The organism is Cupriavidus necator N-1 (genome assembly GCF_000219215.1).
GTDB classification, from domain to species: Bacteria; Pseudomonadota; Gammaproteobacteria; order Burkholderiales; family Burkholderiaceae; genus Cupriavidus; species Cupriavidus necator.
The window spans coordinates 1,027,214-1,039,368 of sequence record NC_015726.1 but is presented as its reverse complement, the minus strand read 5'-3'; the positions used below and the strand labels follow the sequence as shown (position 1 = coordinate 1,039,368).

The following is a 12,155-nucleotide window of genomic DNA, read 5'->3' as shown; positions in this document are numbered from 1 at the left end:
TCCTAGGATTGCGCGCCCAGCGCCAGCTTGGCCGGCGTGGTCATCGACAGCTGCTCTTCACCGAGGGTGTTGCGCGACGTGCAGATCGGGCCGCCCTTGAACCCGTCGGCGGCGACAGCCGTGCCGCTGTGGTCCATGTACTTGTGCAGGATGTTGCGGAAGAGCTGGTCTTCCACCTTGCCGTAGTACGTGACCGGCTCCTTCTCGCTGGGTTGTGCCAGCGTCTTGTAGCCTTCAACGCCCAGTTCGGTGGACGAGGCGCGAACCTTGGCGACCCACTGGTCGAACTCGTAGTTCGACATGGCCATCGCCTTGAACTTCATGCCCGAAAAACCGCCGCCGCTGTAGTTGGCCGACACGCCGTCGTAAGAACCGGCTTCGTTGGCGATCAGGTGGAGCTTGGTCTCCATCCCTGCCATGGCGTACACCTGGCTGCCCAGTTGCGGGATGAAGAACGAATTCATGATCGAATCCGAGGTGATCTTGAAGTTCACCGGGGTGTCGACCGGGAAGGCGATCTGGTTGACCGTGGCGATCTTCAGTTCCGGATAGATGAACAGCCACTTCCAGTTCAGCGCCACCACCTCGACGGTGACCGGCTTCTTGCTGGATTCAAGCGGCTTGTACGGGTCCAGATCGTGCGAGGACTTCCAGGTGATGATGCCCAGCGCAATGATGATCAGGCAGGGGATCAGCCATACCACCACTTCGATCGCGGTGGAGTGCGACCAGTCCGGCTCATAGCGCGCCGAGGTATTGGACGCGCGGTACTTCCAGGCGAACACCAGCGTGAGCACGATCACCGGCAGCACCACCAGCAGCATGAGCCACGTAGCGATCAGGATGATGTTCTTGATGTCGACGCCGACCTGCCCTTTCGGGTCGAGCAGTGTCATGTTGCAGCCGGCGAGCAGGAGCAGGCCAAGGCAAGGCAGGAACCGCGTCCAACGCGGCAGTATGGGTTTCTTCATGTCACGACTGGTTTGGTTACACCGCGCTTCGGGCAAAAGCGCGGCTAAACCGCCTGATGCTCGCGCAAGAGGCGTGGGGCTGAGGGAAAACCGGAAGGACGTGTCCTTAGCTGGCGTTGCGGTCGGGCGGCGGATCGATCGCCGAGGGACCATGCGGCCTTGCAACGCCATGAACACGGAAGGACAACTGACTGCGTGCGCTGCAGGCCCTGTAGGACCTTGCCGGCGCTGCGGCACCTGGCCGAAACCGCGAACGGTCCCGGCTCAGTACAGCGGCCGGGTAGCGTTGGAATACGAGGTTTTTGCACTTCCCGACGGACTTGCCTTCATGGCAAGCGCGGTTTTCGGCCGGGGAGCGCAACACGTAAAACATCGTGGGCGCGACTGTACCGCAACGCAACATTAGGGGTAAACCCAACGGCACAAAACACAGTGTCCGTTTTATCGGACAATCGACCTCGAGAATGGCTTTCCGTGCATTGACCGGCGTCAAGCGCACAAATTCGGCTTTGAATATGCAGAAAGCCGCGCATGCGCGGCTTTTCGGGGTGCGACAACACTATGTGGCATATTGTCGCACTGCGTCAGAACCCTTGGCGCGGATCAAGCCGCAGTTCATCCATATCGGCGCGAAATCGACTCCGCCACGCACACCGGACGGTCGCTGCCCTCGCGCTCGATCGTCACTTCCCAGGTGGACTGAGCGCCCACCAGTTCAGGAGACTTCGGCAGCGGATCGAGCCGATCGACCTTGAGCAGCTTGATTCGTGCCCGCAGTTTGCTGCCTACCGGCACAGGCGCCGTGAAGCGCACGCGGTTCAGGCCGTAGTTGACGCCGATCTTCGATGGCATGTGCAGCGCGTTGTGCATGAACTTGGGCAGCAGCGACAGCGTCAGGAAGCCGTGGGCGATCGGGCCGCCATAGGGCGACTCCTTCTTTGCGCGCTCCACGTCGATGTGGATCCACTGGTGGTCGCCGGTGGCATCGGCAAACTGGTTGACCTGCTGCTGGGTCACCTCGATCCAGTCGCTGACCGCGACTTCCTGGCCCTGCAGGCCTTCCAGTTCTTCAAGCGATGCGATGGTGCGCATGTCGGTTGTCTCCTCGATGGTGGGTTGAGTGTTCTCAGGCGGGCCGGCGGCCGTACATGCCCATGCCCTTGACGGTGCAGACCAGTTCACCGCGCTGGTTGGTGGCTTCCCACTGGGTGTGGACCACGCCGCGGTCCGGCTTGGACTGCGACGGCCGGGTATCGAGCACATTCAGCACGACGCTGAGCGTGTCGCCGGCATAGACGGGCTTGAGCCAGCGAATCTCATCCACACCAGGCGAGCCCATGCTGGCTGACTTGCCGGTGCTGCTCAGCACCAGCAGCCGCATCATGATCGAGCACGTCATCCAGCCGCTCGATATCACGCCGCCATAGATGCTCCTGGCAGCGGCCTCCTTGTCGATATGGAACGGCTGCGGATCGTACTGGCGCGCAAAAGCCAGGATCTCTTCCTCGGTGACGAGGTACGAACCCAGTTCGCGGCGGCTGCCGACTTCAAAGTCCTCGAAATACAGCATCGGTTGTCTCTCTGTAGTGATTGGCGCCAGGGCACTTTGTCCAGGCAATGATCGCATGGCCGCCGGGGGCTGGCGTCCGTATTTGCCGAACCCGCCCCTAACGGTCTCCAAAGAAAAAAACCGCGCCTGGACTACAGCGCGGTTTTGACTGGACGGGCAGGATCAGGCAGCTTCCTGGAACCCGGGCTGGGCAGCAAACCTGCCCAGGTGGTGATCCACGTCACCGAAGGTCGTGTTGATCAGCGTCAGCCGCTTGAACATGTGCGCGGCCGGCAGTTCGTTGGTCACGCCCATGCCGCCGTGGATCTGCACCGCCTCCTGGCCGACCGTGCGCGCTGCCTGCCCCACGCGCGCCTTGGCGGCGGAGACATAGCGGCGCCGCTCTTCCGGCGTTACTTCTTCGAAGCGGGCAGCGGCCAGCAGCGTTATCGAACGCGACTGCTCGGCGTGGATGAACATCTCGACCATGCGGTGCTGCAGCGCCTGGAAGCGCGCGATCGGCTGGCCGAACTGCTGGCGCGTCTTGGCATATTCCAAAGTGGCGGCATTGAGCGTATCCATCACGCCCACGGCCTCGGCGCACAGCAGCACGGCGGCGTAGTCGGCCACTTGCTCGATCACCGGGAAGGCCTTGCCGGCTTCGCCCAGCAGTTGCGCGGGGGCATCCTGGAAGGTGATGTCGGCCGCGCGCAGGTTGTCGATGGTGCGGTAGTCCTTGATGCTGACGCCGGCGCCCTTCGCATCCACCAGGAACAGCGAGATGCCATCCCGGTCGGCTTCGGCACCGCTGCTGCGGGCCGACACGATCAGCTTGTCGGCCTGGCCGCCATGCACCACCACGACCTTGCGGCCGCTGAGCTTGCCGTCGCGGGCGGTGACGCGCACGTTGTTCAGCTCGTAGCGCGCCTGCGGCTCGTTGAAGGCCACGGCCAGCTTCAGTTCGCCGCCGGCGACCTGCTCCAGCAGTGCATCCTGGCCACCGGCCAGGCCCAGGGCGTAGGCGCCGACCACCGTGGCCAGGTACGGCTCCACGATCAGGCCGCGGCCCAGTTCCTGCTGCACCACCATCATGTCCAGGGCCTTGCCCGCGAAACCGCCCTGCGCTTCCGGCACCGGCAGCGCGGTCAGGCCGAGCTCGACCAGCGAGCCCCAGGCGGCGCCGCCGTAGCCGGCGGCGCTTTCGTAGTTCTTCTTGCGGGACTCGAAGCCGTAGTCCTTGTCGATGAAACGGCGGACGGCGTCGGCCAGCTGCTTCTGTTCGTCGCTGAGATTGAAGTTCATGTTGCGTGTCTCCTCACAGCCCCAGAATCATCTGGCTGATGATGTTCTTCTGAATTTCGTTGGACCCGCCATAGATGGAGGTCTTGCGATAGTTGAAGTAGTACGCGGCCAACGGCGCGGCGTCGTCGTAGCCGGTCACGGCGTGCTCGGTCTCGCACTCCAGGTAGGCGGTGTCGAACGGCTGGGCGTACGGGCCGACGGCCTCGACCATCAGCTCGGTCAGCAACTGCTGGATCTCGGTGCCCTTGATCTTGAGCATCGAGGCCTCGGGGCCGGGGCCCTTGCCTGCCGCTTCGCTCGAGACCACGCGCAGCACGGTGATTTCCAGCGCCATCAGTTCGATTTCCAGCGCGGCCACCTTGGCGCCGAACACCGGGTCTTCCAGCAGCGGCTTGCCGTTCTTCTGCTGCTGGCGCGCCACGCGCTTGAGGAAGCCCAGCTCGCGCTTGGAGTTGCCCACGCGGGCAATGCCGGTGCGCTCATGGCCCAGCAGGTACTTGGCGTAGGTCCAGCCGCGGTTCTCGTCGCCGACGCGGTTCTCGACCGGCACCTTGACGTTGTCGAAGAAGACTTCGTTCACCTCATGCTCTTCGTCGAGCATGATGATCGGGCGCACGGTGATGCCCGGGGTCTTCATGTCGATCAGCAGGAACGAGATGCCCTCTTGCTTCTTGGCTTCGGGATCGGTGCGCACCAGGCAGAAGATCATGTCGGCGTGCTGGCCGAGCGTGGTCCAGGTCTTCTGGCCGTTAACGATGTAGTGCTTGCCGTCCGAAGTCAGCTCGGCGCGGGTCTTCAGCGAGGCCAGGTCCGAACCCGAGCCCGGCTCCGAATAGCCCTGGCACCACCAGTCGGTGCAGTCCAGGATGCGTGGCAGGTAATACGACTTTTGCGCCTCGCTGCCGTACTTCATGATTACCGGCGCGACCATCGCCACGCCGAACGGCAGCACGCCGGGCGCGCCAACGCGGGCATTCTCTTCATCCCAGATATGGCGCTGGGTGGCGTTCCAGCCGGTGCCGCCATACTGGACGGGCCAGTGCGGTGCCGACCAGCCCTTGCCGGCCAGGGTCTTGTGCCAGCGCACCAGGTCGTCGCGGTTCGGACGCCGGTGGTTGAGAATCTTGCTGCGGATGTCCGCCGGCAAGTTCGCTTCGAGCCAGCTACGCACTTCCTCGCGGAAGGCGTTGTCGGACGCCGAGTAGTTGAGATCCATGCCCGTCTCCAGTGGTGCCGGCTTGGCGTGGGGCCGCCGGCGGTTGTTCTGCCTGCACGTCAAGCGCCGACAGCAACGGGCACAAGACGCAATTCAGTGAGCCGTCTGCTTCAGCGCATCCGGCACCACGAGCGGGAAAGTCTCGATGCCCTCTTCGGCCAGCGCCTGCACCTCCTCCGCCGAGGCCGAACCGCGAATGCCGCGTTCCGGCGCCTCGTCATAGTGCATGCGCCTTGCCTCTTCGGCAAAGCGCTCGCCAACGTCCTCGGTCTGTGCCAGCACCTGCTTCACTGCCTTCATATAGAGCGCTTGCAGTGTCGCCGGTGCGGCAGCCGGCTGCGCCGGCCTGGCGCCGCCTTCGCGTGCGGTCGCGCCCGACAGGTTCAGGCGCGGCGCGCTGGGCAGCCGCGTCACGGCGTGGTCGCCACAGACCGGGCATTGGACGAGGTCACGCGAGATTTGCGACTGCGCATCTTCCTCCGAGGCAAACCAGCCCTCGAAACCATGGTCATGCGCGCAGCGCAGGTCGAGCACCTTCATGATCTTTCCAGCCCGTCAAAAGCTATATTATCCGCGAATCGAAATTTTGTGAACGGTCGTGCTAAATTTTTTAGAACGACCGTTCGTGAACAACCGCATGGCGCAGAATCCACGCGGCTCACTACTCACTATATGGCGTAATGCGGCAGCGGCTGTTCGCCCGGTTGCCAGGCACCCGAGATCACTTTTTCCAGCCAGAACGCGCCAATGATGGTTTTTACGTCGGTGATGCGGCCGCTGCGGACCCAGTCGATCACCTGCCCCACCGGTGTGATGAAGGTTTCCAGGAACTCGCCGTCGTCGAGCTGCGCCTCGCCGTGCGTCAGGTCGCGCGCCAGGAAGACGTCGATGAACTCGGTGGAATAAGAGATAACCGGGTGGATGCGCGTCAGGTAATCCCAGCGCGCCGCGCTGTAGCCCGTCTCCTCCAGCAGCTCGCGTTCGCCGCAGCGCTGCGCGCCCTCTTCCGGATCGAGCTTGCCGGCAGGGAATTCCAGCATCACTTCGCCGATCGGATAGCGGAACTGGCGCTCCATCAGCACGGTGCCGTCATTGAACAGCGGGATCATCATCACCGCGCCCGGATGGACTACGTACTCGCGCCCGGTCTGCTTGCCGTCCGGCAGCCTGACGATGTCTTGCTTGAGGGTAAGGAACTTGCCGCGATGGACCGTGGCCGAGGCGACGCACACTTCCTTCAGTGCGTCGTCGTTCCCGGTAGGTTCATCGGTAGACGAGGTGCCGCGTTGGATCTTGTCGGTCATGGACGCTCCGGATCAGGCAGGGCCCGGCGCCGACAAGACCGGCTTCAGGCCGTGCGGTGTTTGACGAGGTATTGCCAGGTGAAGCCCGGGAAGGCAAACACCAGCATCATGCAGGCGGTGATGGCGTAGAACTGCCAGCCCTGCGGGAAGGCATTGCCAAGGCTGGCCTCCACAGCAAAGCCGGCGGCGCCGGCCACCGCGAACCAGACGATCAGTTCCAGCAGGCGCAGCCACAGCGGCTTGCGCGCCTGCCGCAGGGGGATCAGCGCGAACAGGCGCTGGTTCACAAACGGCAGGTTCGCACTGATCAGTGCCAGCAGGATGACAAACCAGCCGCTTGCGGATGCGCTCATGGGGTGTGGCGGATCAGGAACCCAGCGTCGAGCGGATGGCCTGGTAGCACAGGTTCATCAGCGCGGCCGGGAAAATGCCCAGCAGGATGACCGCGGCGCCATTCACACTCAGCATCGAGCGCAGGCCAAAGGTCGCTTCCAGCTGCTCTTCGCCCACCGGTGCATCGAAGTACATCAGCTTGACGATGCGCAGGTAGTAGAACGCGCCGATCAGCGAGAACATCACGGCCACCACGGCCAGCCAGGTCATGCCTGACTTGACCACCGCATCCAGCACCGCCAGCTTGGCATAGAAGCCCACGGTCGGCGGGATGCCGGCCAGCGAGAACATCATCACCAGCATCAGGAAGGCAAACCACGGGTTGCGGCGCGACATGCCCTTCAGGTCTTCCAGGGTCTCGGCCTCGAAGCCCTTACTGGTGCGCAGCAGGATGATGCCGAAGGTGCCGAGCGTGGTCAGCAGGTAGGTCACCGAGTAGAACATCGCCGAGCTGTACGCATCGGCGGCGCCGTCAGCCTTGTTGGCCACCACGCCCGACAGCAGGCCCAGCAGCACGAAGCCCATGTGCGAGATGGTCGAGTACGCCAGCATCCGCTTCAGGTTGCTCTGCACGATGGCGGTCAGGTTGCCGATGGCCAGCGAGATGATCGACAGCACCACCAGCATCATTTGCCAGTCGCTCGCCAGCGGGAGCAGGCCTTCCACCAGCACGCGGATGAACAGCGCGAAAGCAGCAACCTTGGGGCCGCCGGCGATCAGCAGCGTCACCGCGGTCGGCGAACCCTGGTAGATGTCCGGGATCCACATGTGGAACGGCGCAGCGCCCAGCTTGAACGACAGGCCGGCAACGATAAAGACCACGCCAAAGGCCAGCATGGTGGTGTTGACGCGGCCCGACTCGACCACGCGGAACACCTCGCCCAGGTTCAGCGAACCGGTGGCGCCATACATCATCGAGATGCCGTACAGCAGGAAGCCCGAAGCCAGCGCGCCCAGCACGAAGTACTTCATCGCCGATTCCGAGGTCACGCGCGATTCGCGGCGCAGTGCCACCAGTGCGTACGACGACAGCGACAGCAGTTCCAGGCCCAGGTACAGGGTCAGGAAGTTGTTGCCGGTGATCATCACGATCTGGCCGCCCAGCGTGAACAGGGCCAGCATGTAGAACTCGCCGGCGAACATGTCGCGCTCAGCCAGGTAGCGGCGCGTGTACACCAGCGTGACGAACAGGCCCGCCGCGCAGAACGCCGACAGCACGTTGGCCATCGGGTCGATCACGACCAGGTTGGCGAACGCGTAGTGCGTCTCGCCGGCGGCGGCGTTCAGGCCGAACCACACCGTCAGCACCAGGGTGGTCAGCAGCGACAGCGGATAGGCAACGCTTTGCTTGCCCTTGCCGCGCGCAAGGTCGACCCAGTTGATCGCAGCGATGGCGATCGCCAGGAAAATGATCGGCGCCACAGGGCCGAGTGTCGAGGACGGTTGCATGTTGATTTCTCTCCCCGATTACAGCTTGGACTGTGCCGCGTGGGACAGCAGGTTCACCACGGACGCGTGCATCACGTCGGTAAAGGGCTTCGGGTGCAGGCCCATGTACAGCGTCATGATGGCCAGAAGGCCGAGCATGACGAACTCACGCTTGTTCAGGTCGGCCAGCTCGCGCACGTGCTGGTGGACGACGTCGCCGAAGATCACGCGCTTGACCATCCACAGCGAGTAGGCGGCGCCGAAGATCAGGGCGGTGGCAGCCAGCAGGCCGATCCAGAAGTCGAACTTGACCGCGCCCAGGATCACCATGAATTCGCCGACGAAGCCCGAGGTGGCCGGCAGGCCGCAGTTGGCCATGGCGAAGAACACTGCCAGCGCGGCGAACTTGGGCATGGTGTTGACCACGCCGCCGTAGTCGGCGATCTGGCGCGAGTGAACGCGGTCGTACAGCACGCCGATGCAAAGGAACATCGCGCCGGAGATAAAGCCGTGCGAGATCATCTGCACGATGCCGCCCTCCACGCCGATGTCGCTGAAGATGAAGAAGCCCAGCGTGACGAAGCCCATGTGGGCGATCGACGAGTACGCCACCAGCTTCTTCATGTCGGCCTGCACCAGGGCGACCAGGCCGATGTAGATCACCGCGATCAGCGAGATGGTGATGATGAACGGGGCCAGGTAGTGGCTGGCGTCAGGCGCGATCGGCAGCGAGAACCGCAGGAAACCGTAGGCGCCCAGCTTCAGCATGATGGCGGCCAGCACCACCGAACCGCCAGTCGGCGCTTCCACGTGGGCGTCGGGCAGCCAGGTGTGCACCGGCCACATCGGCACCTTGACGGCGAAGGCGACGAAGAAGGCAATGAACAGTGCGATCTGCTCGTTCATCGACAGCTTGGCCTGGTGCCATTGCAGGATGTCGAAGGTGCCGGTCTTGTTGTACAGGTACAGCAGTGCGATCAGCGTCAGCAGCGAGCCAGCCAGCGTGTACAGGAAGAACTTGAACGCGGCATAGACACGGTTCGGGCCGCCCCAGACGCCGATGATGATGTACATCGGGATCAGCGTGGCCTCGAAGAACACGTAGAACAGCATGCCGTCCAGCGTGCAGAACACGCCGACCATCAGGCCCGACAGGATCAGGAACGAGGCCATGTATTCCGCCACACGCTCGGTGATCACTTCCCAGGCCGAGATCACCACGATCACCGTGATGAAGGCGGTCAGCACCACGAACCACATCGAGATGCCGTCAACCCCAAGCAGGTAGTTGATATTGAATCGCTCGATCCAGTTCGCCTTCTCGACGAACTGCATGGCCGCGGTGGTGCGGTCGAAGCGGAAGACCAGCGGCAGCGTGACGACGAAGCTCGCGATCGAGCCGAACAGCGACATCCACCGCACGAAGCCCGGACTCCGGTCCGAGCCGAAGGCGAGGATCAGCAGGCCGAAAAAGATAGGCAGCCAGATTGAGAAAGACAGAACCATTTCTATGTATTCCTTACTTGGTGCCTATCACTTGGTGCCGATCACGCCCGTGACCGTCAGCGTCAGCAGCACCAGCATGCCGACGATCATCGCGAATGCGTAGTGGTAGATATAGCCCGACTGCAGGTAGCGGCTTGCCGAAGCAAACGAAGCCACCACGCGCGCCGCGCCGTTGACGAACAGGCCGTCGATCAGGCTCTGGTCGCCGCCCTTCCACAGGCCGGTACCGAGCAAGCGTGCGCCGCGGGCGAACACGGCCTGGTTGATGGCGTCCATGTAGTACTTGTTGTCGAGCAGCTTGTACAGGCCCGAGAAGCGGTTCTTGATGGCCTCGGGGATGTCCGGGCGCTTCATGTAGAAGAACCACGACAGCACGACCCCGGCGATGGCCAGCCACAGCACGGGCGTGGTCAGCGAGTGCAGCGCCATCGGCACCCAGCCGTGGAAGGCTTCCTCCAGCTCGGCCATGGCGTGGTGGTTCTCGCCGACGAAGATCACGTCCTTGAAGGCGATGCCGTGCTTGAAGAAGTTGCCGAACAGCATCGGCTCGATCGCGATCGCGCCGATGATCACCGACGGGATCGCCAGCAGCACCAGCGGCAGGGTCACCACCCACGGCGACTCGTGCGGCTTCTCGCCGGCGGCCAGGCCATGGTGGTGGTCGAGCGTGACTTCCTCGTCCTCGTGGTCGCCCTCATGGTGCTGGTGGGCATGGTTCTGGCCCCAGCGCTCCTTGCCGTGGAAGACCAGGAAGTACATGCGGAACGAGTAGAACGCGGTGACGAACACGCCGGCCAGCACGGCGAAGTAGGCAAAGCCCGAACCGGCGATATGCGACTCGGCCACGGCCTCGATGATCGAGTCCTTGGAGTAGAAGCCCGCGAAGAACGGCGTGCCGATCAGCGCCAGCGAACCCACCAGCGAGGTGATCCAGGTGATCGGCATGTACTTGCGCAGGCCGCCCATATTGCGGATGTCCTGGTCGTGGTGCATGCCGATGATGACCGAACCGGCGCCCAGGAACAGCAGTGCCTTGAAGAACGCGTGCGTCATCAGGTGGAACACGGCCACCGAGTAGGCCGAAGCGCCCAGCGCCACAGTCATGTAGCCCAGCTGCGACAGGGTCGAATACGCGACCACGCGCTTGATGTCGTTCTGGATGATGCCCAGGAAGCCCATGAACAGCGCCGTGATGGCACCGATCACCAGCACGAAGGACAGTGCGGTATCCGACAGCTCGAACAGCGGCGACATGCGCGCGACCATGAAGATGCCGGCGGTCACCATGGTTGCCGCGTGGATCAGTGCCGAGATCGGGGTCGGGCCTTCCATCGAGTCAGGCAGCCAGACGTGCAGCGGGAACTGCGCCGACTTGCCCATCGCGCCGATGAACAGGCAGATGCAGGCCACGGTGATCATCAGCCAGTCGGTGCCCGGGAAGATCACGGTCGCCAGCTGGTCGCGCGCGGCGAACACTTCGGTGTAGTTCATGCTGCCGGCGTAGGCCAGCAGCAGGCCGATGCCCAGGATAAAGCCGAAATCGCCGACGCGGTTGACCAGGAAGGCCTTCAGGTTGGCGAAGATGGCCGTCGGGCGGGTGTACCAGAAGCCGATCAGCAGGTACGACACCAGGCCCACCGCTTCCCAGCCGAAGAACAGCTGCAGGAAGTTGTTGCTCATCACCAGCATCAGCATCGAGAAGGTGAACAGCGAGATGTAGGCGAAGAAGCGGTTGTAGCCGGGGTCCCCGTCCATGTAGCCGACGGTGTAGATGTGCACCATCAGCGAGACGAAGGTCACCACGACCATCATCATCGCGGTCAGCGAGTCGACCAGGAAGCCGACCTCCATCTTCAGGCTGCCGATGGCCATCCACTCGTAGACGGTGCCGTTGTAGCCGGCGCCGTTCATCACGTCGAGCAGCACCATCACCGACAGCACGAAGGAAATGGCAACGCCCAGGATCGTGGCCGTATGCGCCACGATCCGGCCGCCGCGCGACTCCGAGGAAAACAGGTCGAAGAACTTGGTACCGAACAGGCCGGCGATCGCGGAGCCGACTAGCGGCGCCAGCGCAATCGCAAGCAGCAGGTTGGGGTTGAGCGTGGTTGCCATAGGACGCTTAGTGGTGTGCGGTCGGTGAGTCTTGGGTATCTACGTAGTGCGCCACGGATCAGCCCTTGAGGGTATCCATGTCGTCCACGTTGATCGTATCCAGGTTGCGGAACAGCACAACCAGGATGGCGAGACCGATTGCCGACTCGGCGGCGGCCACCGTGAGGATGAAGAAAACAAAAACCTGACCAGCCAGGTCGCCCAGGTAATGCGAGAAGGCGACGAAGTTGATGTTCACCGCAAGCAGCATCAGTTCGATCGCCATCAGCAGCACGATCACGTTCTTGCGGTTCAGGAAGATGCCGACGATGCTGATCGCGAACAGGATCGCAGCGAGGACGAGGTAGTGAGCGAGAGAGAGCACAGCGTTT

General features: G+C 63.2%; 12 protein-coding genes. All 12 read right to left on the bottom strand.

The annotated features are described in order from the left end of the window. Positions 1-2: 2 nt before the first annotated feature. Positions 3-971, bottom strand: a complete 969-nt coding sequence (cyoA, locus tag CNE_RS04930) for a ubiquinol oxidase subunit II (RefSeq protein ID WP_013956032.1) — start codon at positions 969-971, stop codon at positions 3-5. Between the two features lie 615 nt (positions 972-1,586). Further along, positions 1,587-2,063: a MaoC family dehydratase gene (locus CNE_RS04925; protein WP_013956031.1), complete on the bottom strand. Its 477-nt coding sequence runs from the start codon at positions 2,061-2,063 to the stop codon at positions 1,587-1,589. A 34-nt stretch (positions 2,064-2,097) separates the two neighbouring features. Continuing rightward, positions 2,098-2,541 carry a MaoC family dehydratase gene (locus CNE_RS04920; protein WP_013956030.1) on the bottom strand — a complete coding sequence of 148 codons (444 nt, stop codon included), beginning with the start codon at positions 2,539-2,541 and terminating at the stop codon, positions 2,098-2,100. 162 nt (positions 2,542-2,703) lie between these two features. Beyond that, the gene (locus CNE_RS04915; protein ID WP_013956029.1) at positions 2,704-3,822 is read right to left on the bottom strand and encodes an acyl-CoA dehydrogenase family protein; all 1,119 of its coding nucleotides are present in this window, start codon (positions 3,820-3,822) and stop codon (positions 2,704-2,706) included. A gap of 13 nt (positions 3,823-3,835) precedes the next feature. After that, entirely contained in the window at positions 3,836-5,038 is a 1,203-nt protein-coding gene (locus tag CNE_RS04910) for an acyl-CoA dehydrogenase family protein (RefSeq protein ID WP_013956028.1), read from the bottom strand. Between the two features lie 93 nt (positions 5,039-5,131). Continuing rightward, a complete protein-coding gene (locus CNE_RS04905) occupies positions 5,132-5,578 on the bottom strand; it encodes a DUF1178 family protein (protein WP_013956027.1) in 447 nt (148 codons plus the stop codon). Positions 5,579-5,706: 128 nt separating this feature from the next. Further along, the gene (locus CNE_RS04900; RefSeq protein WP_013956026.1) at positions 5,707-6,342 is read right to left on the bottom strand and encodes an NUDIX domain-containing protein; all 636 of its coding nucleotides are present in this window, start codon (positions 6,340-6,342) and stop codon (positions 5,707-5,709) included. A 44-nt stretch (positions 6,343-6,386) separates the two neighbouring features. Continuing rightward, entirely contained in the window at positions 6,387-6,695 is a 309-nt protein-coding gene (locus CNE_RS04895; RefSeq protein WP_013956025.1) for a DUF2818 family protein, read from the bottom strand. Positions 6,696-6,708: 13 nt separating this feature from the next. Continuing rightward, on the bottom strand, positions 6,709-8,184 hold the full coding sequence (gene nuoN, locus CNE_RS04890) for an NADH-quinone oxidoreductase subunit NuoN (protein WP_013956024.1): 1,476 nt from the start codon (positions 8,182-8,184) through the stop codon (positions 6,709-6,711). An 18-nt stretch (positions 8,185-8,202) separates the two neighbouring features. Next, on the bottom strand, positions 8,203-9,669 hold the full coding sequence (locus CNE_RS04885; protein WP_013956023.1) for an NADH-quinone oxidoreductase subunit M: 1,467 nt from the start codon (positions 9,667-9,669) through the stop codon (positions 8,203-8,205). Positions 9,670-9,696: 27 nt separating this feature from the next. Then, a complete protein-coding gene (nuoL, locus tag CNE_RS04880) occupies positions 9,697-11,784 on the bottom strand; it encodes an NADH-quinone oxidoreductase subunit L (protein WP_013956022.1) in 2,088 nt (695 codons plus the stop codon). A gap of 58 nt (positions 11,785-11,842) precedes the next feature. Beyond that, positions 11,843-12,148 carry an NADH-quinone oxidoreductase subunit NuoK gene (gene nuoK / locus CNE_RS04875; RefSeq protein ID WP_013956021.1) on the bottom strand — a complete coding sequence of 102 codons (306 nt, stop codon included), beginning with the start codon at positions 12,146-12,148 and terminating at the stop codon, positions 11,843-11,845. Between the last annotated feature and the right edge of the window lie 7 nt (positions 12,149-12,155).

What these genes read in the sequence shown, in the direction of transcription:
- CNE_RS04920 (WP_013956030.1), bottom strand. Translation starts at nt 2,541, where the DNA reads ATGCTGTATTTCGAGGACTTTGAAGTCGGCAGCCGCCGCGAACTGGGT.
- nuoN (WP_013956024.1), bottom strand. Translation starts at nt 8,184, where the DNA reads ATGCAACCGTCCTCGACACTCGGCCCTGTGGCGCCGATCATTTTCCTG.
- CNE_RS04885 (WP_013956023.1), bottom strand. Translation starts at nt 9,669, where the DNA reads ATGGTTCTGTCTTTCTCAATCTGGCTGCCTATCTTTTTCGGCCTGCTG.
- nuoL (WP_013956022.1), bottom strand. Translation starts at nt 11,784, where the DNA reads ATGGCAACCACGCTCAACCCCAACCTGCTGCTTGCGATTGCGCTGGCG.
- CNE_RS04910 (WP_013956028.1), bottom strand. Translation starts at nt 5,038, where the DNA reads ATGGATCTCAACTACTCGGCGTCCGACAACGCCTTCCGCGAGGAAGTG.
- CNE_RS04915 (WP_013956029.1), bottom strand. Translation starts at nt 3,822, where the DNA reads ATGAACTTCAATCTCAGCGACGAACAGAAGCAGCTGGCCGACGCCGTC.
- CNE_RS04895 (WP_013956025.1), bottom strand. Translation starts at nt 6,695, where the DNA reads ATGAGCGCATCCGCAAGCGGCTGGTTTGTCATCCTGCTGGCACTGATC.
- CNE_RS04900 (WP_013956026.1), bottom strand. Translation starts at nt 6,342, where the DNA reads ATGACCGACAAGATCCAACGCGGCACCTCGTCTACCGATGAACCTACC.
- cyoA (WP_013956032.1), bottom strand. Translation starts at nt 971, where the DNA reads ATGAAGAAACCCATACTGCCGCGTTGGACGCGGTTCCTGCCTTGCCTT.
- CNE_RS04925 (WP_013956031.1), bottom strand. Translation starts at nt 2,063, where the DNA reads ATGCGCACCATCGCATCGCTTGAAGAACTGGAAGGCCTGCAGGGCCAG.
- CNE_RS04905 (WP_013956027.1), bottom strand. Translation starts at nt 5,578, where the DNA reads ATGAAGGTGCTCGACCTGCGCTGCGCGCATGACCATGGTTTCGAGGGC.